Below are 22,965 nucleotides of genomic sequence, written 5' to 3'. Positions count from 1 at the left end.
GAAACTTTGCTTTGCTTGTTTTTTTAAGAAACCGCACTTTGCTTGTCATATTGAGCGTTAGCGAAATATCCCTTGTCATTTTCTAAAGAAGCTTCGCTTTGAGTTTGCGTAGCAAACGAAAAATCTCTTTTAGATTCTGTATTTTTAGATACTTCGCAAGGCTTGGTATGACAAGGGGAGACATCTAAATTTTTGTCATTGCGAGATTTTGCATTAACAAATTCGTGGCAATCTATACTAAAATCTAGCGTTTTGTGGGCAGTTTGTGTATAGAGATAGCCTTAGCAGTCCCAGCCAAAAAGGCTTTTATTCCTATCAAGTTGCGTGATAGAATCTCTCTCTTTTTGCGTTAAGCTAAAGTCAAAAAGCGTGAGATTTTCTTGCAGTCGCTTTAAGCTTGAAGCCTTTGGGATAATACTCATTCCTTTATCTAGCAAAAATTTCAAAGCAATTTGTGCAGTGCTTTTATGATGAGCTTTTGCTATACTTTGCAAAGTCTCATTTGTAAAAATGCCATTTTTCCCACAGGCTAAAGGACTCCACGCTTGTAAGTGGATATGCTTAGATTCTAAAAATGTTTGCAATGTGCTGTTGGAATAAAATATGTGCTTGAAGAGTATTCATACAATGCCTTTTGTGAGATAAAGTGAGATGATGGGAATTGTAGCTGAAAATGATAAATTTGAATGATTGGGGGTTTTAGGGTAGAATTTGGGCTTTTTATGTTTGAGCAATAAGCGATGTAAAGGAGTAATATGAAAACAATTATTGCTGGGAACTTTAAGGCAAATCTAACGCGAAAGCAGGTGGCGGCTTATACGCAAGGATTAGAGAAGTTTTTAGAATCTCAATGTGCAGATTCTATTAAAAATCATAAGCTACAAGTGGATATTTTCCCCTCATACACGGCGTTACTTGAGGATAATTTTAAGCATTTTCACATTGGCACACAAAATGGCTATTTTGCTCTATCTGGAGGTTTTACGGGCGAAATTGGGCTTTTACAATTACAAGAATTTGAGATTCATCGTATTTTGATTGGGCATAGTGAGCGTAGGAATCTGCTTGGTGAAAATAGTGAATGTATTGCCAAAAAGTTTAGATTCTATGCTGAAGCGGGATTTGAGATTTATTACTGCATAGGGGAGGATTTGCAAACGCGTGAAAAAGGCGAAGAAGCGTTAAAGAACTTTTTGAATGCACAACTTGCAAACATTGATGTAAGTTATCCTAAACTGGTTGTAGCCTATGAACCTATTTGGGCGATTGGCACGGGGGTAAGTGCAAAGGCGGAGCAGATTGCAAAAACACATAAGATTCTAGCGGAGATGACACAAGCTCCATTGCTGTATGGCGGGAGTGTGAATGCGGATAATGCGGGGGAAATTCTAAAGATTCCAAATGTAAGTGGTGTGCTTGTAGGCTCGGCAAGTTTGGAAATGGAAAGCTTTGCTAAGATTATTAAATCTGCACTTTAGGGGATTTGCTATCAAGTAAAAGAAGCTACAAGCCCCCGCAAAGATAGACTAAAAGGGCTTGTAGGAAACTTTATTTAAGCTTTTTAATAGCTTTTTCTATACTCACACACTGCAAAGCCCAATAGATTCTTTTATCTCTTTGCTTGTAGGCTTAGCTTTGTCTTTGAGTGAATTTAGTGCATTTGGCTTGGAGTTTTTCTTGAGCGTTACCGCCAAGGAAAAATTTCTCATCTTGTGAAAGCCTTTTTGTCATTTCTTTAGCTACACAAGCATTAAGGTTTTCTCATTCTTTTTCATTCAATATCTTTTTGTATAGCTCATCAATGCTCGGTTTTGTGTAAGTGTAGATATTTTCTTGAGAGTTTTGCTCTAGCTCCGCTTGAGGTGTAGGACCGCACCGATAAGATAAACCGATAAGATAATAGGTAAAACCAACTTTTTTCATTTTTCTCTCCTTGTTTTTTCTTTAAAAGTCTTGTAAAAGCCTGAAAAATATTAATGCAAAAGAAGTATAATTTGCACTTTTAAAACACTTTGTAAAATTCGTGCAAAAATCTATGTAGAAGGGGCAAATATGATCTTAAAAGGCAAAAAGGGACTTATCGTTGGTGTGGCAAATAATCGCTCTATCGCTTATGGCATAGCTAAGGCGTGTAGAGAGCAAGGAGCAGAGCTTGCTTTTACATTTTTGAATGAAGCATTAGAGAAGCGTGTGCGTCCTATTGCTGAGGAATTAGGAGCAAAGGAGCGTGTATATGAGCTTGATGTGGGCAAGGAAGCACATTTTAGCTCTCTTGCTTCAAGTCTTAAAAAAGATTTTGGCTCTTTTGATTTTATCGTGCATTCTGTGGCGTTTGCACCAAAAGATGCATTAGAGGGGGATTTTATCCAAACAAGCAAGGAAGCCTTTAACACAGCAATGGAAATTTCTGTGTATTCTCTTATTGAGCTTGTCCGCACACTTGTTCCATTACTGAATAATGGAGCGTCTATATTGACTTTGACTTACCTAGGCAGTGTGAAGTATGTAACAAACTATAATGTTATGGGTGTGGCAAAGGCAGCGTTAGAATCTAGTGTGCGTTATCTTGCCTATGATTTAGGCAAACAAGGTGTGCGTGTGAATGCCATCTCCGCTGGTCCCATCAAAACACTTGCAGCAAGTGGGATAAGTGATTTTAACATTATGCTTAAGTGGAATGAGGCAAATGCACCATTGTGTAAAAATGTTAGCATTGAGCAGGTGGGGAACTCGGCTATGTATCTTTTGAGTGATTTGGCAAGTGGCGTTACGGGTGAGGTGCATTATGTTGATGCGGGATATAACATTATGGGTATGTGTGCTACTGAAAGCATTGATGGTAAGGTAACGCCACGATGGGATATACTCACAGCTAACACTCGCAAATAGCTCATACAATCAACACAAATAAAAAGGTAGGCTTTTTGCAATTTTCTACAAATTATCTTCATCTCATTTCCCTTGGCTGCACGAAGAATCTTGTAGATTCTGAAGTGATGCTAGGGAAGTTAAAAAGCTATCAACTTACCCCTGAAATTACAAAAGCTGACATTATCATTGTCAATACTTGTGGATTTATAGAATCTGCCAAGCAGGAGAGTATCCAAACTATCCTTGAAGCTTCTGCTTTGCGTAAGATCGGGGCAGTGCTTGTGGTGAGTGGCTGTTTAAGTGAGCGGTATGCCAAGGAATTGAAAAAGGAGATTCCAGAGATTGATATTATCACGGGTGTGGGGGATTATGACAAGATTGATGTAATGGTAAAGGAGCTAAAATCTCTCCAATCTCAAAGGGTGTTTTTAGCGACCGAATCTAATGAACGCGTGATTATAGGCTCATCTTTTCACGCTTATATTAAGCTAAGTGAAGGATGCAATCAAAGTTGTAGCTTTTGTGCGATTCCCTCATTTAAAGGTAAGCTCCACTCCCGCACACTGGATTCTACAATCAAGGAATTGCAAAGCCTGTATGAAAGGGGCTTTAGAGATTTTAGCTTTATCGCTCAAGATTCTAGCTCGTATTTGCGGGATTTGGGGCAAAAAGATGGACTAATAGAGCTTATAAAAGCTATTGACAATCTGCAATTACCCATAAGTTGTAGAATCTTATATCTCTATCCCACCACCACAACTTTGGAGCTTATAGAGACTATTGCTAATTCCACTTGCTTTTTGCCTTATTTTGATATGCCCATTCAGCATATCGCGGATTCTATGCTGAAACTTATGCGGCGTGGGGCAAATAGGGCTAAACACATAGAATTGCTAGAATCTATGCGGAAGATTCCAAAGAGTTTTATCCGCACAAGCTTTGTGATAGGACATCCGGGGGAGGGTGAAAAGGAGTTTAGGGAATTACACGATTTTGTGGAGGGCTTTAACTTTGATAGGATTAATCTCTTTGCTTACTCGCCACAGGTTGGAACATTTGCTTATGATATGCCCCAAAGTGTGAGTGCTAAAACTACAAATGAACGCATTAACAAGCTTAACCGCATTGTCAAATCGCAGTTTAAAGCTCACAGTAAAGCCTTACTAGGACAGGAAGTTATCGCTATTTGCGAGGGCAAAAGTGAGATAAGTGAGTATTTTTACAAAGCTCGTTTGCAGCCGTGGGGCAAGGATATTGATGGGGAGATTCTTATAAATGATAGTGAGATTTGCGATAATTTAGGGCAAATGCTCCCTTTAGATGAAGGCTATTATCGTATCCTTATCACGGAGCAGAAGCAGGATTTTCTTTTCGCTAGGGCATTGGAGCGTTTGTAGTTGTAAAACTAGCAAAATTTACACATTTTGACAAATTTTGCTAGTATTGCTAGGTTTCTTTTTAAGAGTTTAGGTTATAGAGTGTTATAATTTGCATATCGTTTTTAGGAGGTTCTCTATGTTGTTCTTTCTTCGTCATTTGGGCATCAAAGGGCAAGTTCTCGCTCTTGTGCCATTCCTAATTATTGCACTTGTGTGTTTATTTTTTGTACAACTTTCCCAAACTTTACATTCCATTTCATCAGCTGAAATTCTAAAAGAGCAGATTAGAATCTCCGAGCAACTCTCTGCCCTTGTGCACGAAATGCAAAAAGAACGCGGTATGAGTGCGGGATTTCTCGCAAGTAAGGGTAAGAAGTTTGCAAGTGAGCTTCAAGCCCAACGACTTCTTACGGATAAAGCATATAAGAATTTGAGTGATTTATTCGCACAAAGCAAGGATTTACCACAAAGTTACCAAGCTCAACTTAATCAAGGATTAGAATCTGTTTCTAAAATTACGCAAATACGCACTATGGCTGATGATTCTCTATTAAGCCATAGCAATGTAACGCCGCAAGTCATAGGATACTACACCACGACAATAGCATTTTTGCTTGATAGTGTGTTGGAATCTACAAAGCTTATCCACGATGCAACTTTGGCAAAATCAATGGTTGCTTATGTGATTTTTTTGTATGCAAAGGAGCGAGCGGGGTTAGAGCGAGCCACAGCAAATGGAATCTTTGCGAGTAATGTTGTGCCAAGCGATACAAACTACAACAAGTTTGTATCGCTTGTTGCTGAACAAGAAGCGTTTATGAAACTTTTTGTTTCCCTTGCTTCGCAAGAGAGTATTAGATTTTATTTTAATGCTATTAAACATCCAAGCTTTGCTAAAGTGCAAGAAATGCGAGAGATACTTCATACAAAGCGACATAGCAGGGATTTTGGCGTGGAGGCAAAAGAGTGGTTTGATACTATTACAACAAAGATTGACACGCTTAAAGAGATTGAGGATTTTATCTCTCGTCGTCTTGATACCTTTATAAATTCTTATCTTAATGAGCTTTATAGTGAGCTAAAAACTTGGCTTATTGTGAGTGGAATCCTGATTCTTTTGGTACTTATTTTATGTGTGCTTGTGCTGCGAAGCATTCTTACACGACTTAATAATGTCAATACAAAGCTTTCTTATATCACCGAACATCGCGATTTAAAAGAGCAGATAAAGGTGTTGGCAAATGATGAGATATCTACAATGGTGCGTTCTGTAAATGCCTTTATCCGTTATATTCACGATGTGTTTGTAGAGTTTGCCAAACAGGCTAAAAACAATCTCTCTATCACACAAGCTCTTGTTAATGTTTCAAGCAAACTTGATAGCAACACAAAGCATATTTCTCAAATTTCGGCAGACAACAAAAGCTTAGGAGAAAAAAGTCGCAGCATTATAGAGCAGAATATCACCCTTTCTAATGCGACAAAAGAAGCTTTAGAATCTGTGTTGGATAATGTAGGGCATACACGGGAAATTATAGAATCTACTAATCAAGAGATTCGTGATGATGCCATAAAAGAAAGCCAAAATGCCGATAAGATTCTCTCTCTTGCCAATGAAGCAAAAAATATTCAAGGTGTGCTTGTCGTGATTACTGATATTGCAGATCAAACAAACCTACTAGCTTTAAATGCCGCCATTGAAGCTGCTCGTGCTGGGGAACACGGACGGGGCTTTGCGGTTGTGGCTGATGAGGTGAGAAAGTTGGCTGAACGCACACAGCATTCCATCACGGAGACAAGTAGCATTATTCAATCTATCTTGCAGTCTATTGATGAGATTTCCACAGATATGGAAAATAGTTCTAAATCAATGCAACATCTTGCCGAGCAATCAGAGGTTATGCATAGTAATATAGAAGCACTTATACATCTTGTGCAAGAAGCTATGGAAAAATCTCTCTCAAGCTTGGAGGGTGCAAAAAAGGTCAATGCCAATACAAGTGCAATACTAGATAATGGTGCAAAAATAGCAGTGTGCGTTGATGAGATTGTAGATATTAATGAAAAAATGCAGGAAAGTTCTAAAAATTTAGGCACACAGACAAAAGAGCTTGATGAGATGATTGGCACTTTTAAAATTTGATGTATTGATATAATATATCATTAAGATAGGGCAGATTCTCTCAAAAAAGATAAAAAAATCTTGTATAAACTCATAAAAATATGTATCATTCTTACACATTTTATAAAAGCTATTTTAACAATAATGTATATTTTTAACACACTTAGTTTATGATTGAGTTTTACAATATTTTAGAATCTTGGGAGGAGAAAATGGGTTTTATTGACACGATTAAAGCTCAAGCACGAGCAAATAAAAAGAAAATCGTCCTGCCTGAAGTGACTGATTTGCGGACGATTGAAGCGGCTGTAAAGATTTTGAGCGAGGGCTTTGCAGACATTGTTCTTGTTGGGCAAAAAGATGAGATTCTTACTCAAGCTAAAGGCTTGAGCCAAGCTCACCTGCCGCTTATAGAAGCTTTAAATAACGCCACTTTTCTTAATGCTAAAGACAGTGCATTGCTTGATGACCTAACAGCCTTGCTTGTGAAGCTTCGTGCTCATAAGGGAATGGATAGCACACAGGCTAGAGAGCTACTTGTCAATGATAACTTATATTTTGGTGCAGCACTTGTCAAAAGTGGCAGGGCTGATGGTATGGTTGCAGGAGCGATACACGCCACAGCCGATGTGTTGCGTGCGGCATTGCAGATTGTTGGCACAGCGGCAGATTCAAAGCTTGTTTCAAGCTTTTTTATTATGGATATTCCACATTGTGATTATGGCTTGAATGGGACATTTGTCTTTTCTGATTGCGGTTTATGTCAAAATCCTACCGCTGAAGAACTCGCCCACATTGCTATCTCAAGTGCAAAAAGTTTTGAATCTGTTATGCATAGTGAAGCTATGGTAGCAATGCTTAGTCATTCTACTTATGGGAGCGCTAAGCACGCCGATGTGGATAAAGTGGTAGAGGCTACGAAAATAGCTAAAAGTTTAGCACCTAAGCTTAAGATTGATGGGGAGTTGCAGCTTGATGCGGCGATTGTGCCAAGTGTGGGAGAATCTAAGGCAAAAGGCTCAAGTGTCGCAGGAAAGGCAAATGTGCTTGTTTTCCCAGATTTAGATGCGGGGAATATCGGCTATAAACTCGTGCAGAGATTTGCTCGTGCAGAAGCCTATGGACCAATCACGCAGGGTATGGGTGCGCCAATTAATGATCTTTCGCGTGGGTGCAGTGCTGATGATATAGTGGGCGTAGTGGCTTTAACAGCACTTCAAGCCAAATAAATATTAAATAATTTTAGAATCTAAAGGAGAGAAAATGAATGTTTTAGTGATTAATTGTGGGAGTTCATCTTTAAAATTTCAGCTTTTTAATGCTGATACGGAAAAAGTTTTAGCAAGTGGAATCTGCGATAGAATCGGCATTGAAGGCAGTGTGCTAAACTACAAAGATAGTGAGGGTAAAAAGCGTGAGAAAAAAGAGCCAATGCCAAATCATACAAAAGCTATTGAAATGGTGCTAGAAGCTTTGACTGATAAGCAAAATGGTGCGATTAGCTCACTTGCTGATATTCGTGCTGTGGGGCATCGTGTGGTGCACGGGGGAGAATTTTTTAAAGAATCTGTGCTTATTAATGATACGGTTATTGCTCATATTAAGGAATGTGCAGACTTAGCCCCATTGCATAATCCAGCTAATCTTATGGGGATTGATGTTTGTCGGCAGAAAATGCCAAATACGCCTATGGTGGCTGTTTTTGACACAGCATTTCATCAAACTATGTCCCCACAAGCTTATATCTATGGTGTGCCTTATGAGTGGTATGAGAAGCACAAGGTGCGGAGATATGGATTCCACGGGACAAGTCATAAGTATGTATCGCAAAAAACAGCGGAGTTTTTGGGGCTAGATTATCATAATTCTAAAATCATCGTATGCCATTTGGGGAATGGCTCATCAATTTCAGCAGTTAAAAATGGTAAATGTGTGGATACAAGTATGGGGCTTACTCCGCTGGAGGGGTTGATTATGGGGACTCGCAGTGGGGATTTAGACCCTGCCATTTTGGAATACATCTCAAAACGAGAGGATTTAGATATACAAAGCATTTTAAATATGCTGAATAAAAAATCTGGTGTGCTTGGAATCTCGGGCGTTTCAAGTGATTTTAGAGATTTGCTTGATGCGGATTTGGGCGGTAATGAAAGGGCAAAACTCGCTCGTCTAGCCTTTGCCTATCGTGTGATGAAGTATGTGGGAGCATATTGTGCGGCGATGAATGGCGTTGATGCGGTGAGTTTTTGTGCCGGTGTAGGTGAGAATGCGAAGTTTATCCGCGGTATGATAGTAAAACAGCTTGAGTTTTTGGGTGTAGAGCTTGATGAAGAGGCAAATAATATCTGCGGACAAGAGGCGATTATCTCAACACCAAATTCTAAAGTCAAGGTGTGTGTTGTCCCCACAAATGAAGAGCTTGTCATTGCGCGGGATACAAAGACTATCGTTTCACAGCTTAAAGACTAGCTAAATCTTACTTAGGAGGGGAAAATGCGTACGGTATTAAAAGCAAAGAAAATGCTTTTTGTATGCGTGGATATACAGGAGCGACTTTTGGAGCTTATGGCTCATAAAGAGAGTGTGGTAAAAAATGCGAATATCTTGCTTCAAGCTACACAGATTTTACAAGCGCCACTTTTGGTTACAGAGCAGTATCCAAAGGGGCTAGGCAAAACGCATAGTGCAATTAAGATTCCAGCAAATACGCCTATTTTAGAAAAAACGAGCTTTGGAATCTTTGGGAGTGAGGGCATAAAAAATCATATTGCTAAAAGCAAATGTAAGACTTTAGTGTTTTTTGGCATTGAAAGTCATATTTGTATGCTTCAAAGCATAGTAGAAGCTAGGAATCTAGGCTACGAATGCTACTTTGTAGCTGATGCTTCTAGCTCACGCAATGCTCTCAATCACGACCTTGCCTTAGAGTTTTTCCGCACCATTGGTGTGAATGTCCTACCCACAGAGGCGATTTTGTTTAGAATGCTAGGAGATTCTAAACACGAACATTTTAAGGCGGTCTCAAATCTTGTGAAGTAGATTTGGATTCTACCTTGTTTTCTTTGGTCTATTTAACTGAATCTGGGTGGTTTGAATAGTCTTTAAAATTAATCTTAGGAACTTTATTTGCTTATTTTGCCGATAGTATAGAATCTTACATAATTTCTAAAGGGCAGATTCTACAAAGAGTGAGGCACAAGGGCTATGAATGTAACACTACTGCAAAAATATATTCAAATCACGGTTGAAGAAGATAATGAGTTCCTACACAAAGCCCTTGCCTATGCCGAAAAATACTTCTCCAAAAGCTATCGTCTATCCCGCACGATTCTTATCCTTGATGATGGGGAGCGATTTAAGAAAGATTATCTTGTAAATTGGGCGTATCACGCCTTTGGGCAAGACGAAAAGCACCAAAAGCTTCATCATCTGCTAGATTCTAAAGGTGAGCTTGGCGAGTATCAAGGGCGTGAGAATCCCACACTAGAATCTCTAGAATCTAATGAATTGCAACAACCCATAGAAGAGCCGTTGCAGGATTTAAAATATCTGCTTGATTTTACCTATCTCCCTATACGCATTAAGATTGTGGGGAAAAACTCTCTTATTGAACGCGTGAAAGTCTCCCTACGATTACTCAACACAAAACGCATAATGCTAAAAATGGATAAGGCAAATTCTGTCGCTAGACGCTATATCGCACAAATGTTTGAGGAATATTATGTGGGCTGCGATAGAGATGAGATTTATCTAGATTCTACAAAGCCCTATTTTTGGGAAAGCATAATGAATCTTATTAGTTTCAAAGTGATACATAATGTCATTTTAGACTTTGATTATGATAGCTTTAAAAATCGCGGGGGGTTAGGGAGCTTTGAGAGTTCATTTTTGACTGATGAGGAGAGAATCTTGCGAGGGTGCTATATGACGCTAGAGTGTCATTACCAAGATGACTTTGCCTTGGTAAAGAAAAACTATCTCAAACTTGCTAAAGAATATCACCCTGATAATGTCTTTGGGCAAGATTCACAGATTGTAGAGAGCTATAATGATAGGTTTAGGAAGATTCAAGAAGCGTATGAAAAGATTAAAACCTATCTCAAAGCCTCCTAAATTTTGTGATATGTAGTTACCTTATCCCGCTAGAATCCCCAGCTTCTAACATAGACAGACATTTTGTGATTTTATTAAAATTATCCTGCTTAATGCCCTTCCACACAAAAAACCAATCCGCAATTACCCAGATAAATGGCACAAGTAAGGCTAACAACCCCAAAAAAAATCCTATGAAAAAATACTCATCTCCATCAGTCCTACCGATACTTGCCCCAACTACAATAAATACTGCAAAGAAAACAAAGCCTAAAATCCCAAGAATTATCTTTAAGATTCCAAGTCCAATATCGCCTTTATAGAATCTATCCGCTCCAAAATGTCCCAAAAACAAGCCTAGCACCAAGCCAATCACAGGATCTTTCAGCGGTAAAAAGCCAAGGGAAGAAATCTTATCATTTGGGAACTTATCAAGCTGCTGTTGAAGTGAGAAGGCTGTCTCTGCTGGAATCTTATTTGCCCATTGTTGAGCGAGCATAAATGCGTAATTATCCATAGTGAAATCCTTTGTTGATGAAAAGCAAAATTATAGTCTAAGTTATTAAATGCTTTAACTTCCTAAAAACCCTGCGTTTGAAGCAATCTTATCTCATATTCTGTCGGTGGATAGGCTTTATTCCACGATTCCATTAGGCTTTGCTCTTCTTGTGTAAGGGTGATTTTATACTGCTTTGCCATATACAAACAGATTCTAGCGATTATGCCCTTGACTTCATCGCGTGGATAGAATCTTTTGTTTTTAAAGTCCGTGTAGGCTTGGCATTTGCCATACTGCCCTTGTGGGACTTGCTTAGATTCAGCATAGGCAAAGTTGCTTCTATCGGCATTTATCTCGCCTATGGCGGGGACGAGATTTCTTTTTTCTGCTTCCATTTTTCTAAAATTTTCATCATTCGCACACGCTTTTCTACCGCCCTTTTGCCAACATTCAAGATTCCCACCAAAGCGATGGGCTGGCATAATGTGTTCAAACTCAATGCGTTTTGCCCGTATATTTGCCTTGCCCTTGCTTGTAAAAGGCTTCCTTTGGGTGTATTGCGGAGATTCTAGAATCTTTAGCCTGTCTATATCAAACTCCACTCCGCAATAAAACTCCATGTGGAAATTATGCTGCTTATAGGCTTGTTTGAGCTGCTGTTTGCTTTGAGAAAAGCTTATAGATTCTGGGCTAGCATTCGCACAACCATAGGCAAAAATAGCAAAAAGCACAGCAATAACACTATGGCTAAAAAGGGCTTGGAACTCGGGTTTTGACATTTTTACTTCTTATGATTTTTAGCAGATTCTAGCAGGAATAAGTAAAGTCGCCTTGAAGATGAAAAAGGGCAAATACAACAAGGGCGATGAAAGGAATGCTTTTTGCTAAATCCTACTTCAAAGCACGGAATGTGCGTGTTTGATAAAGGAGTATCGCAATGGAAAGGAAGTCATCAAAGGCGAAGTTTTATCTTATGGGTTTTGCGCTCTTGCTTCTTGCTACACTTGGCGGGGTGTATTACTATATGGTGGAGTTCTCAACGCATTCTTTAGAAGAAGTAACCCAAAATATAGAATCTAAACTTTTAGAGCAGGATAATATCGCTAAGCAATCCCAGCTAGATTCTGCAAATTCACAAATCAAGCTTTTAAAGGCTCAAAAAGAGAGCCTACAAAAACAGCAGGATAACGCACCGATGAAGCTACGCTACTCCATTAAGCCAAAGGATAAAATCGTAGCTCATTGTGTCAATATGAAAGTAGGACACTATGCTATGCCTAAAAACTGCACCGAATCGCTAAAAAGTGGCATAAATGAGATAATTAAGCAAGATAATACGATTGTGGCGTTTGAGATTTCAGGCATTGTGGATACGCGTCCTTATGCGGGGCGTAGCCCAGAGCTAAAGCAAGAAGGATTAGCGAGTTTTCGTGCAAAAGAAGCCATTATGATAGCCACTCGGCAAATGCCAAGTGTAGCGGCATTTGAGGGATTATCTCAACAGAGGGCAAATCAGCGGGGTTTTGTCGTCCGTGCGTTTTATGTAGAGAATTAAGTCCATATTTGCTACAATAAGCACAATCTCGCCTAAGAACATCGCCCGATAATAGAGGAAGTGTAATGGATACGCAAAATAAGCCCATACGCAAAGTCGGCATTGTGCTACGACCAAGTAGCCCCGAGCTTAAAGGCGTATTTTTACAAACGCGTGAAATGCTTGAAGATTCAGGCATTGAAGTAATGCTTGAAAGCATAAGCGGAGGAATGATAGAGCTTTTAGGGCGAGATTTTGCCAAAATCGCCTCGCAATGCGATGGCTTTATGAGTCTTGGGGGCGATGGGACGCTCATTTCAATGCTAAGACGAGCTTTTGCTTATAATCTGCCTTGTATGGGGATAAATACAGGACGGCTAGGCTTTTTAACCGCTTTTATGCCAGATCAATTACAAGCATTTATCCCGCATTTGCAAAATGGCAGCTACGCTTTAGAATCTCATCTTGTGTTGCAAGCCCTTGTGTTTGAAAGCAAAGATTCTACAACGCCACTGCACAGCATTCTAGCGATTAATGAGTTTCTTATTAACAAGCACGAGTTAAGCGGTATGGTGCAGATTGACGCACATATTGATGAGATGTATTTTAACTCCTATCGTTGTGATGGCTTGATTATCGGCACACCCACAGGCTCTACGGCGTATAATATCAGTGCGGGAGGTTCTGTCATCTATCCATATTGTCGCAATATTCTGCTTACTCCCATAGCTCCGCATTCCTTAACGCAACGCCCTTTGGTGTTAAGTGATGAATTTGTGTTAGAATTTTATGTCAAGCAGAGAGCAAAGCTGATTATTGATGGGCAAGAAATGCTAGATATTTTGCCACATTACAAGGTGCAGATTCGTGCTTTGCCCCAAAGTGCTATGCTAATTTATCCGCCAAATAGGGATTACTTTAGCGTTTTGAAAGAAAAGTTTAGCTGGGGGCAGGAGCATTAATTTAGCAAGATCATCAAAAGAGTGTTAGATTCTTAGCCCAAGCACACAAAAGGAAATAGAATGATGAGTAGAATCTTAATCCACAACTCCCCTGCGTTTAAAGATGTAGAGCTATATCTGCAAGGGGGCTTTAATGTCTTTAGTGGGGCAAGTGGTAGCGGAAAGTCTGTCTTTATGGAATCTTTGACTGCTATTTTTGGGATTAAAGAGAGCAATGCGGACTTGATAGAGGCAAATATTGATGTATCGCACATTGCACTTGATTGGGATAATTATGGCATTCCTAATGATTTAGAAAATGAGATTGTGCTAAGCATTGTAAAAAAGGATAAAACACGCTACTTTCTTAATCACACTTCAAGCTCAAAAAAACGCCTTAATGAGCTTGTTTGCGGCTTTGCTAAACATATCAGCACCAAAAGTGGCGATGAGCTAAGCCCGCAAAATCTTTTAAGGATTTTAGATCATTTTATTGCTAAAACGCATAAGGCACATTTAGAGTTGCTTACAAACTATGAGAGAGATTTTTTAGCACTGCAAGAGGCTCAAAAACAGCTCAAAGAGCTAGAATCTAAGGAGGCAAATATCGCCACACTCAAGGAATTTGCCACTTTTGAAATACAAAAAATACAATCACTCCAGCCAAAAGAGGGCGAGTATGAAGAGCTTTTAGCCCTAAAAAAAATGCTATCCAAACAAGAGCGGATTAAAGAGCAGATGTATAAGGTGCGAGAAGCGTTAAATGCGACACAGCATTTTGAAGAGTTTTTAAGCCTTATTGATGAGAAATGCCCCACCTTGCTTGAAGGGCTAAGTGAGTTTGAAGCCATTATTGAGACACAAGAAGAGCGTTTAAGCGAGATAGAGGGGCTAAATCCTGAATCTATGCTTGATAAAATTGCTGCTTATGCCGAGCTAAACCGCCGATTTGGCGGGGTAAAAGAATCATTGGCATATATGGAGGAGCAAAAGCAAAAACTCAAAGAATATGAAAATTTAGATTTTAATAAGCAGGAGCTAGAAAAGCAAATTACAATTTTAAGTAAATCTTGTGAAAATATGGCTAAGGAGCTATTTAATAACCGCTCCAAGTCCCTTGAAGCGTTGAATACTAAAATCACAGAGCTTTGTGAGAGACTGCGGCTTAAGGCTAGTGTATTGAAGCTTCAAGAAGTGGCAATGCAAAAAAGTGGGAATTGTGAGCTTATATTAAAACTAGGCGATGCCGATGTGTCTGTGCTCTCTTCTGGGGAGTATAATCGTTTGCGTTTAGCGATAATGTGTATTGATACCGAGCTTACACCCAGAAGTGGGATTTTGGTGCTTGATGAGATTGATGCGAATTTAAGCGGGGAAGAGAGCGAGGGGGTGGCCAAGATTCTAAAAATGCTTTCAAAAGATTATCAAATCTTTGCGATTTCTCATCAAACCCATATGCCCTCCCTTGCGGATACGCACTACCTTGTGGAAAAGGCTCAAGATTCTAGTGTGATTACAAAGCTTGATTTTGAAGGTAGGGTAAAAGAAATTGCGCGTATGATAAGTGGAGCAAATATCACAAATGAAGCAATGGAGTTTGCTAGGAAGCATTTAAAAGCATTAAAGGAATAAGTTTTGAATCTAGCATTGCTGAAAGGTGTGGAGCGGTATTTGCAAGGGATGCAAAGCATTGCTGTGGCTAAACGCAAAGATTCTAATCTTTTTTTATTTGTGTTTAGGGATACAAGCGGGGCAAGGCAGAGTTTGTATTTTGATATGAGTAAGGCTCAAAGTCATATTTTCATCGCTCCAAAAGAGATTTTGCAAACGCGTGAGTTTAACGCCCCTTTTGATACCAAGCTCACGCAATGCACCACAAATGCGGAGATTCAAAAGGTGCGTGTTGATGGGGAGAATAGAATCTTGCAGTTTTTACTCACCCAAAAAGGCAAATATAAAAAGCAGAGCTTTTGGCTAATGTGTGAATTTACAGGCAAACATACTAATATGATTATTTGCGATGAAAAGCTCATTGTGATTGAGGCTTTGCGGCATATCCCACAAAGCAAGTCTTGGCGTGAAGTGAAAGTCGGTGCATTGTTAGAATCTCTGCCGCAAAGGGCGGGGGAGAAAATAGAATCTTTAAGCGAGAGTGAGACGCAAGAAGAGCTTATTGCAGCCTATCAAAAGCATTATCTTTCAAAGCAGGAGCAGAAAAAGCACAATGCCATTATGAGCCTAAAAGCGAAAAAAGCAAAGCTAGAGCAGGTTTTAGCAGATTTGCCACAATATGAAAGCTTAATAGAATCTGCGGCGTTGTATGCGAAATATGGGGAACTGCTTTTTACACATTTACATACCTTGCCACCTTATAAATGCCAAAATGCAGAAGTTGAAGTAAAAGATTTCAATGGCAAAAATGTGCTTGTGCCGCTGCCACAAAATGTGCGGGATTTCACAGAAGCGGGGAATTTTTATTACACACAGAGTAAAAAGCTTAATAAAAAGGCTAAACATTTGCATTTGCAGCAAGAGAATTTAGAATATAAAATCAATTTTATATGCGATGAAATGGCGTTTGTGGAGCGATTTGGGGAAGTTGAGCTGTTTTCTAAGAATCCTAAGCTAAAAAATGCTGGGGCGAAGCAAAAGGCGGAAAAAGCGGAGTTTGAGAGCTTTTTTATTGATGGGTATAAAATCAGTGTGGGGCGTAACGCAAAGGAAAATCAAAGGCTTTTAGAAGTGGCTAGGGCTGAAGATTTGTGGTTTCATATCAAAGATGTGCCAAGCTCTCATTTGATTATCCATTGTGGGAAAAACACCCCGCCAAATGAAGTGCTACATAAGAGTGCGGAGATTCTCGTAGGGCTATATATCGCACGAAAGGGTGTCGGAGACTTTGTGGTGGATTATACAAAAAGGCGATTTGTAAAGCTCTCCCAAAACGCACAGGTAACCTATGCCAAATATACAAGCATTATTTGCAAAGCTGATAGCACGGAATGCAAAGTCGTGGGTAGAATATCTGTTTGAGACAAGGCATAAGGTAAAAGCCTTATTTATCGCTAGGGTTTTTGTAGCTCTTTTGTAAATTAAAGAAAAATTACATTTTTACACTTTGGCGGGTAGTTTTTGTAATAAAGTATTAGATTTTATGCCTCCCCACCCCCCAATATATGCTACAAACAAGTTCCTGTCAATGAGTGTATAAATCAAAAATGCGAGATTAAAAAAGAAAGGAGTATTCAATACCCCTTAAGATGTAAAATCCACTTACCTAATCTAAATCCTAAAACCTCTTCTTATTCACATCATCTAATATATCTTTAGCTACTCTATCTACTCTTTGACTTATTTCAGCACTAGAGTTAGCTATCTCTACATTTTCTTGTGTTACAGATTCTAAATGAGATATGGCTTCATTGATTTGAGTTACACCTGTTGTTTGTTCTCTTATAGATTCACCCATATCATTAATACTTTGCACTAAGAGATTCGTATTAGCTTCAATCTCACCTAAAGATTTTTGTGTTCTCTCCGCTAGTTTTCTCACTTCATCAGCAACAACAGCAAATCCTCTTCCGTGTTCTCCAGCACGAGCTGCTTCAATAGCAGCATTAAGAGCTAGTAGATTTGTTTGGTCTGCTATATCTCTAATAATGCCTATAACATTTTTAATATCTTCACTTTGCTGTATAACTTCACTTGTCTTGCCACTAACATTTTGCATAGATGAAGTAATCTCTTCTACGGCTTGAGCTGTTTGTTCTAGGCTACTTGCTTGAGAGTTAGTAAGATTTGTAAGATTATTTACTGCTTCTGCTAATGCTTTTGCCTCTTCACTTAGATTTTGAGCAAAGTTAGAGCTTGTATGAAGCATTTTTCTAATCTCTTCTCCTAGAGTATTTGTAACTACTTCTACTCTACCACTTGCATTATTTACTTCTGTGGTGAAGTCTAAGCTTACATAAGATTCAAATACACGATTAATCTCATTTAAATCTTTTCCCCACACCTGTCATTAAGAGTTTAAGCAGTTCATTTACAGAATCTCTTAGATTATTAAGCTGTGGATTACTGCCTTTAGATTCTATAAGGCTATCAATATAACCTTGTTTTGCTTTGTCTATGACTTGAAGAGATTGTGCCACAAGGGCTTGGTCGGATTCTAAGCCTAGCTTTGTTTTTTCTATGTTTTCGTTAATGGCGTGAGCCATAATGCCTATTTCATCGTGTGTGTTGATTTTCAAGGCTTGTGGGGCAGTTTTAGTTTCGTGGTTAAGGTATTTAAAGAATGCCACCAAGGACTCTTTAATCGTATTGATAGGATTTGTGAAAACCCTAATAAGGAAGAAAATCGCCACTGCTCCTAGCACGATCATTATCGTGGCTAAGATAATTGTTTCTACAAGAATTTTATTGATAGCTTCTGTGTAGTCAGCTTTATCGGCGGTAGAAACGATAGTCCAGCCAAATGGGAATTGCTTATAATATCCAAACTCATCAACCACCTGCCCATTTCTCAAGGTTAAGTTATAATCAATAAAGCCTTTTTTATCTTTTGTAAGTGCATCTTTAAGTGCATTCTCTACTTCTTTTGACAAGCCACTTTTCACAAAATCCATATCCTCGTGTGAGAAAATCGCTCCATTTGAATCTGTTAAAAACACACTCATTGAGGGCAATTCTGGATTCTTAAAGGAGCTAAATCTTGCCTGAAAATCACTCACACCAATGTCAAATCCCACAACGCCAACAAACTTGCCATTTTTGATGAGAGGCATTGTAGCGGTCGCAAAAGATTCTCCCTTGTGCTTACCTACTTCACTGACATATACAGGTGTGATGATCCCAGCTTGTTTTGCCTTTGTTTCTACATACCAAGGGCGTTTGCGTAAATCTATACCGCCCACATCTTCCCAATTTGATGAAAAGGACATTGTGCCGTGTTGATTATAATCCTGCAAAATCACCTTTCCATCATCTTCATATACGATAAACATTAAGGGATATTTGATGAGTGATGAAGCTGAATTAAGAATAATTCTTTGCTGCACGACATTATTTTTATCAGTATTGACAATATCTCTTGCTAATACCCTTAAATGCTCCTGTGCTTCATCGCCCATTGTTATCATAATGCTATGATAGGCTGATTCTAGTGTTTGTGCTTGAATACCTTGATAGATTTCTGTTACATCATTTTTTGTCTTATTAAAATTAAAGGCACTGATGATAATAATGATGATAGAGAATATCGCTACTGCCCCGATAGTAAGCTTTCCACTTAATGAACGAAACATAATGTCTCCTTGAGGTTTGTTGTTTGTAAGATTTTTGTAAGGCGGGATTCTATCTTTTTGAAGTTTAAGTTTTGTTTATATTTTTGCGTGTTTTGAGAGACTATTGAGAGAATGTGTAGCATATACCTAAAAACCGCTCTCCTAGCGTATGCAAGAGCGTTTTAAGCTTGTGAATTTCTTTAAGATAAGTATTATATCCGCATTGTTGTGAAAAAGTCTGTAATAATTCTAGAATCTGCATTTTTTCAATCAACACTTTTGCTTGTGTATCGCAAAAGATTTTTTGAAATCCATTCTCACACAGGAGGGAATCTAGCAGTGTAAAATCCACATCGTAGGTTATATCCGCATTTTGATAAAGTGTGTGAAAATCCCCACCTTGCTCTAAAAAGTCTTTTAAACTTAGCACTTGATGGGATTTATAGAATCTTGGGTTATGATGTAGCGGATTGTAGTATTTGGCGTTAGGATTCTGCGTTTGGCTAAGATTCTCCCTGCCATAGTCAAAGCTCACAAAATAGCTATTTTTATGGGCTTTAGCAAAGCGTGAGAGATTGCAAATAAAATCCTGCCATTGTGGCAGGACACCGCAAAACTCCAAAGGCTTGCATTTGAGTTTGTCTAAAATCTCAAGGCTTTGTCGCGGTAAAAGGGTGGAGAGATTTTTGGCATTTAGGTTCTGCCAGATTCCACACCATTTAGAATCTTGGCTTACACAAAGCATTTTGCCTGAATCTAACACATCGCAAGGGAAGCTATCAAAAAGCTCATTGCTGATGATAAAAAGGTTTGAATCTTTATTTTGCGAGAGTGCTTCAAAGCTTTCAACAATCTTAAAGTCCAAAACACAAGAAAACTTTAAGCCTCTCAAATACGCCTTTTGTGTTTGTGCTAAGGTGGAGAGTGGCTCAATGATAATGAACTCACATTGGGGCAAAACTTCGCTCAAGGCATCAAGGAATAAGGCAATATCGCCTAGCAGATAGCCCTTATCCGCCCCGATTTCTACAATCCTTAAGGGCAGACTTAGGGCATTAGATTCTAAAAGTGAAAGGATATAAGAGGCAATTGAGCCGCCAAAAAACTTACTCACACTCACAGAAGTGTAGAAATCCCCTGTTTTGCTTACCCTGCTAGAATCTGCGTAATAGCCGCTCTCTCCATAAAGGCTTTGGGACATAAATTCGCTAAAAGTGAGCATTGCTTTCACAAGGTTTTTAGGGCAGATTCTAAACGAGAGAATCCTAAGTCAATCTCATCTTTATTTATACTTAAAGGTGGGAGCAAACGCAAAACGCCCTTGCCCGATTTCAGCACCAAAACGCCTTGGTTTAGGGCAGATTCTACAATGTTAGGGAGTAAATTAGGATTTTGCGTGTGGATTCCACACATTAGCCCTAAACCCACTTTATGGCTAAAAATCTGCGGGAATGCCGCCACAAGAGAATCTAGCTTGGTATCAAAGTAACTGATAGTCTCTTTCAATGTCCCATTTTCGTGCATTTGACTTAGAATCTCAAGCACACAAAGCCCCGCCGCACAGCTTAAAGCATTGCCCCCAAAAGTTGAGCCGTGATCGCTTGGGGCAAAAATACCAGTGAGTGTGGTTAAAACTGCACCGATAGGCACGCCTCCGCCTAAGCCCTTAGCCGTTGTGATAACTTCAGGGCTAATGCCATAAACTTTTGAGGCAAAAATCTCGCCGCAGCGGTAGATTCCACTCTGCACTTCATCTATCATAAGGAGAATCTGCTTTTGCTTTAAATGCGAGGCAAGGGCTTGAATCTGGGTCTTATCTAAGGGGCATACACCCCCCTCTCCCTGCACAAGCTCTAGTAAAACTGCACAGGTGCTTGAATCTATAAGATTATAAATATCACTCACATCTTTTGCATACACAAAACCATCAGGGAATGGACCAAAATGCTCGTGCATTTTCTCTTGTGCGGTGGCTTTGAGCGAAGTGATTGTGCGTCCGTGGAAGCTAGAATCTAGCGTGATAATTTTATAGGCATTGCGTTGTTTGCCATATTTTCTAGCTATTTTTATAGCACATTCATTTGCTTCTGCTCCGGAGTTGGCAAAAAACGCACGCATAGGCAAAGGGGCGTTATCACGATAAAGTGTGATGAGATTGTGAGCTAGGGCAGCTTGATTTTGAATATAGTAGAGATTTGAAGTGTGCAAAAGCTTTGCAGCTTGTTTGGTGATGGCTTGAGTGAGCTTTGGATTATTGTGTCCCACACTCACTACGCCAATGCCCGAGCCAAAGTCAATATAATCTCTATTTTGCGTGTCATAGAGTGTCGCATTTTCTCCGTGTGTGAAAGCGACTTTAAAACGCGAATAAGTGTGCAATACAAATTCTTCGTCAAGCCCTTGTATATGTGAAAATTCCATTACCTTGCCCCCATTTACTAAAGATATGAAAGGTGTTGATTTTACATTAAGAGTTTAAATTTTTTGTGATATGTGGAGCGATTTTTGCTAATGCTTTGTGCGAAATACGCCACAGAATACCAAAGGACTTTAATGCAGATTCAGAATCTCAATCATTCTCAAATGCCCATAAACACGAGCTATGTAAGGAATAAAGATAATTTTAGTATCAGCAATAATGAATCTTATGCCACAGATTCTAAATCTTTAAAAGAAGAAAAAACAAAAGAGTATCATCAAAAAAGCACGGCTGCTAAAATTGACACGCAAAATGTGGGTGAAAGCACCACACAAGAAGTAAAGCAATCAAGCGAGATTGAGCCAAATGCCCCAAAAATGGAGGATTTAGAGGGGCATAAAAATCGCATTACCTATGGGCTAAAGGTGCTAGAGTTAATGAGTGATGAGGAATATAAGGCGTTTTTATGGGCGAGTGAAGGAATGAGTGAGATGGAAAAAATGCTTATGGCTCAAAGTCTGTATCGCTTCACAGAGTTTTATCAAGGCAGAGATTCTAAAAATATGGAGCAAAATGGGCTTGATAATCAAAAGATTCAAGCACAAAGGGCTTTTGGCGTGGAGCAGAAGAATATTGATGATTTTATCAATCGCTATAAAAATGCCTATGATAAAGTGCTAGAATCTCAATATACTTCACGCGTTTTAGGGGCCGTGCCAAATGATTTTCTGTGAGAGATGAGAAATTTTGTAGTTTTTGTGTTGGGTGCGGGTGCTATGTGAAAAAAAGGAATTGTAGCAAAGTGTGATAGCGTGTGAAGTAGCTTTTGTGGGAAAGTGCTTGACTTATTGTTGCTTTTTGCTTAGAATTGCGACTTTTGTTTCTTCAATGCTTTCTGTTAGATTCTTAATCTTTATAGATTCTTGATTTAGAGGTCAAAGTAGCTCAGCTGGTTTAGAGTGCTGGTCTCATAAGCCGGAGGTCGGGGGTTCAAGTCCCCCCTTTGACACCATACATTTTTTAGCCTATTCATAAAATGCCTAACTATGTTTTTTCGTTTTCTAGTTTTGTTGTGGAATCTAAGTGTATCTAAGGCTACTTATTTTAAGTAGCCTTTGGGGGTGTTTTATTTGAGAGATTATTTGAGTGGGGCTTCAAGGGCGATTTCCACCTGCGACCAAGTAAGATTCTCGTGTAAATCTGCCACTGCTTTTTGCAAGCTTGTACGCGCATTTTCAAGTCCAAACTCACTTAAATCAAGCACACCTTTTGCGACGAGCTTTTTGCTTACAATCTCATATTGCATCGGCACTTTTTGACTTTTGCCATTCATTCGCACATTTGCCAAAATCGTGCCTTTATCTTTGCCTTCAATTACATCTTTGAAAGTTACTTTAATAGGCTCTTTTTTGTTGAAATTATCAAAAAAGTTTTTGCGTAAAGTCTCATCTCTACCCGCGTCATTGGTATTGACTTTCATAATATCAATAGTCGCTGTGGCGTTATTGAGTTGAGATTCTAGGCTTTGAGTTTTGTTTGGTGTGCCAAATTTAAACTGCACATCATCAAATTTACCTTTTACACCTATTTTAGCTGGTGTTTTAAATGCTGTCCATTGAACTTCTGCCTTTTGTGCATCAATAGTTGCCGCACACGCTATGCTACCTATGAGAGCTATTCCCATGATGATTTTTTTCATTTTTGTCTCCTTTGAAAAAGTTTATTGCAATACTTGCGATATTTATTTTCCATTAAAAATGCAAATAGCCTTCTAATGTTATTTAAACTTCAAGTATTGTGAGTAATGAAGTAACGATAAAAATTAT

The 22,965-nt window shown here is 39.0% G+C and carries 23 protein-coding genes and 1 tRNA gene; 14 read left to right on the top strand and 10 right to left on the bottom strand.

The genetic code is table 11. The annotated features are described in order from the left end of the window. Positions 1–281: 281 nt before the first annotated feature. Positions 282–584 carry an aldo/keto reductase gene (locus tag HCN_RS09550; RefSeq protein WP_002955890.1) on the bottom strand — a complete coding sequence of 101 codons (303 nt, stop codon included), beginning with the start codon at positions 582–584 and terminating at the stop codon, positions 282–284. Between the two features lie 171 nt (positions 585–755). Between HCN_RS09550 and HCN_RS09545 the strand changes: the two genes are divergently transcribed. Continuing rightward, complete coding sequence (locus HCN_RS09545; RefSeq protein WP_002955889.1) at positions 756–1,478, top strand: triose-phosphate isomerase; 723 nt, start codon at positions 756–758, stop codon at positions 1,476–1,478. A 102-nt stretch (positions 1,479–1,580) separates the two neighbouring features. Here HCN_RS09545 and HCN_RS12450 read toward each other — a convergent pair whose 3' ends face one another. Both HCN_RS12450 and HCN_RS11695 read right to left on the bottom strand, forming a co-directional pair. After that, positions 1,581–1,709, bottom strand: coding sequence for a hypothetical protein (locus HCN_RS12450; protein WP_267891763.1), 129 nt, complete (start codon positions 1,707–1,709; stop codon positions 1,581–1,583). Between the two features lie 52 nt (positions 1,710–1,761). After that, the gene (locus HCN_RS11695) at positions 1,762–1,923 is read right to left on the bottom strand and encodes a hypothetical protein (protein ID WP_002955888.1); all 162 of its coding nucleotides are present in this window, start codon (positions 1,921–1,923) and stop codon (positions 1,762–1,764) included. A gap of 129 nt (positions 1,924–2,052) precedes the next feature. On the opposite strand from HCN_RS11695, the gene fabI reads away from it, so the two are divergent. The 7 genes from fabI to HCN_RS09510 all read left to right on the top strand — a co-directional run bounded on the left by fabI (position 2,053) and on the right by HCN_RS09510 (position 10,485). Next, a complete protein-coding gene (fabI, locus tag HCN_RS09540) occupies positions 2,053–2,889 on the top strand; it encodes an enoyl-ACP reductase FabI (protein ID WP_002955887.1) in 837 nt (278 codons plus the stop codon). Between the two features lie 35 nt (positions 2,890–2,924). After that, complete coding sequence (rimO, locus tag HCN_RS09535; RefSeq protein WP_014667362.1) at positions 2,925–4,268, top strand: 30S ribosomal protein S12 methylthiotransferase RimO; 1,344 nt, start codon at positions 2,925–2,927, stop codon at positions 4,266–4,268. Positions 4,269–4,386: 118 nt separating this feature from the next. Next, positions 4,387–6,393: a methyl-accepting chemotaxis protein gene (locus HCN_RS09530; protein WP_014667361.1), complete on the top strand. Its 2,007-nt coding sequence runs from the start codon at positions 4,387–4,389 to the stop codon at positions 6,391–6,393. A gap of 191 nt (positions 6,394–6,584) precedes the next feature. After that, positions 6,585–7,601 carry a phosphate acetyltransferase gene (gene pta, locus HCN_RS09525; RefSeq protein ID WP_041309561.1) on the top strand — a complete coding sequence of 339 codons (1,017 nt, stop codon included), beginning with the start codon at positions 6,585–6,587 and terminating at the stop codon, positions 7,599–7,601. A 34-nt stretch (positions 7,602–7,635) separates the two neighbouring features. Then, positions 7,636–8,841, top strand: coding sequence for an acetate/propionate family kinase (locus HCN_RS09520; protein WP_002955882.1), 1,206 nt, complete (start codon positions 7,636–7,638; stop codon positions 8,839–8,841). A 24-nt stretch (positions 8,842–8,865) separates the two neighbouring features. Beyond that, positions 8,866–9,411: an isochorismatase family protein gene (locus HCN_RS09515; protein WP_002955881.1), complete on the top strand. Its 546-nt coding sequence runs from the start codon at positions 8,866–8,868 to the stop codon at positions 9,409–9,411. A 165-nt stretch (positions 9,412–9,576) separates the two neighbouring features. Beyond that, positions 9,577–10,485, top strand: a complete 909-nt coding sequence (locus HCN_RS09510; protein ID WP_014667617.1) for a J domain-containing protein — start codon at positions 9,577–9,579, stop codon at positions 10,483–10,485. Positions 10,486–10,501: 16 nt separating this feature from the next. Here the strand turns inward: HCN_RS09510 and HCN_RS09505 are convergent, their stop codons facing one another. Together HCN_RS09505 and HCN_RS09500 are read right to left on the bottom strand one after the other, a co-directional pair. Beyond that, the gene (locus HCN_RS09505) at positions 10,502–10,981 is read right to left on the bottom strand and encodes a TM2 domain-containing protein (protein WP_014667359.1); all 480 of its coding nucleotides are present in this window, start codon (positions 10,979–10,981) and stop codon (positions 10,502–10,504) included. 62 nt (positions 10,982–11,043) lie between these two features. Beyond that, positions 11,044–11,742 (bottom strand): endonuclease, encoded by a 699-nt coding sequence (locus HCN_RS09500; protein ID WP_014667358.1) that lies wholly within the window; start codon positions 11,740–11,742, stop codon positions 11,044–11,046. Between the two features lie 158 nt (positions 11,743–11,900). Here HCN_RS09500 and HCN_RS09495 point away from each other — a divergent pair, with 158 nt between their 5' ends. The 4 genes from HCN_RS09495 (at position 11,901) to HCN_RS09480 (ending at position 16,471) form a co-directional block, all read left to right on the top strand. Continuing rightward, positions 11,901–12,518 (top strand): hypothetical protein, encoded by a 618-nt coding sequence (locus tag HCN_RS09495; protein WP_014667357.1) that lies wholly within the window; start codon positions 11,901–11,903, stop codon positions 12,516–12,518. A 65-nt stretch (positions 12,519–12,583) separates the two neighbouring features. Beyond that, positions 12,584–13,459 carry an NAD(+)/NADH kinase gene (locus HCN_RS09490; protein ID WP_014667356.1) on the top strand — a complete coding sequence of 292 codons (876 nt, stop codon included), beginning with the start codon at positions 12,584–12,586 and terminating at the stop codon, positions 13,457–13,459. Between the two features lie 60 nt (positions 13,460–13,519). Then, complete coding sequence (locus HCN_RS09485; RefSeq protein WP_014667355.1) at positions 13,520–15,070, top strand: AAA family ATPase; 1,551 nt, start codon at positions 13,520–13,522, stop codon at positions 15,068–15,070. A gap of 3 nt (positions 15,071–15,073) precedes the next feature. Next, entirely contained in the window at positions 15,074–16,471 is a 1,398-nt protein-coding gene (locus HCN_RS09480; protein ID WP_014667354.1) for an NFACT family protein, read from the top strand. Positions 16,472–16,727: 256 nt separating this feature from the next. Here the strand turns inward: HCN_RS09480 and HCN_RS12625 are convergent, their stop codons facing one another. The 4 genes from HCN_RS12625 to HCN_RS09465 form a co-directional block, all read right to left on the bottom strand. Then, complete coding sequence (locus HCN_RS12625; RefSeq protein WP_014666767.1) at positions 16,728–17,168, bottom strand: methyl-accepting chemotaxis protein; 441 nt, start codon at positions 17,166–17,168, stop codon at positions 16,728–16,730. A 262-nt stretch (positions 17,169–17,430) separates the two neighbouring features. Further along, the gene (locus HCN_RS11690) at positions 17,431–18,741 is read right to left on the bottom strand and encodes a hybrid sensor histidine kinase/response regulator (RefSeq protein WP_014667352.1); all 1,311 of its coding nucleotides are present in this window, start codon (positions 18,739–18,741) and stop codon (positions 17,431–17,433) included. Between the two features lie 100 nt (positions 18,742–18,841). Further along, positions 18,842–19,921, bottom strand: coding sequence for an SAM-dependent methyltransferase (locus HCN_RS09470; RefSeq protein WP_231998076.1), 1,080 nt, complete (start codon positions 19,919–19,921; stop codon positions 18,842–18,844). Between the two features lie 26 nt (positions 19,922–19,947). Further along, on the bottom strand, positions 19,948–21,141 hold the full coding sequence (locus HCN_RS09465; protein WP_014667350.1) for an aspartate aminotransferase family protein: 1,194 nt from the start codon (positions 21,139–21,141) through the stop codon (positions 19,948–19,950). Positions 21,142–21,225: 84 nt separating this feature from the next. On the opposite strand from HCN_RS09465, the gene HCN_RS10780 reads away from it, so the two are divergent. Both HCN_RS10780 and HCN_RS09455 read left to right on the top strand, forming a co-directional pair. Next, complete coding sequence (locus HCN_RS10780; protein WP_133246297.1) at positions 21,226–21,873, top strand: hypothetical protein; 648 nt, start codon at positions 21,226–21,228, stop codon at positions 21,871–21,873. Between the two features lie 200 nt (positions 21,874–22,073). Continuing rightward, positions 22,074–22,151, top strand: a tRNA-Met gene (locus tag HCN_RS09455). Positions 22,152–22,277: 126 nt separating this feature from the next. Here the strand turns inward: HCN_RS09455 and HCN_RS09450 are convergent. After that, on the bottom strand, positions 22,278–22,838 hold the full coding sequence (locus HCN_RS09450; protein ID WP_002955865.1) for a YceI family protein: 561 nt from the start codon (positions 22,836–22,838) through the stop codon (positions 22,278–22,280). Between the last annotated feature and the right edge of the window lie 127 nt (positions 22,839–22,965).

Origin of the sequence: Helicobacter cinaedi PAGU611 (genome assembly GCF_000284635.1) — a bacterium.
In the GTDB taxonomy this organism is placed as follows: Bacteria; Campylobacterota; Campylobacteria; order Campylobacterales; family Helicobacteraceae; genus Helicobacter_C; species Helicobacter_C cinaedi.
Note: the sequence above shows the minus strand (reverse complement) of the source record. Positions and strands in the feature narration are given on the sequence as shown.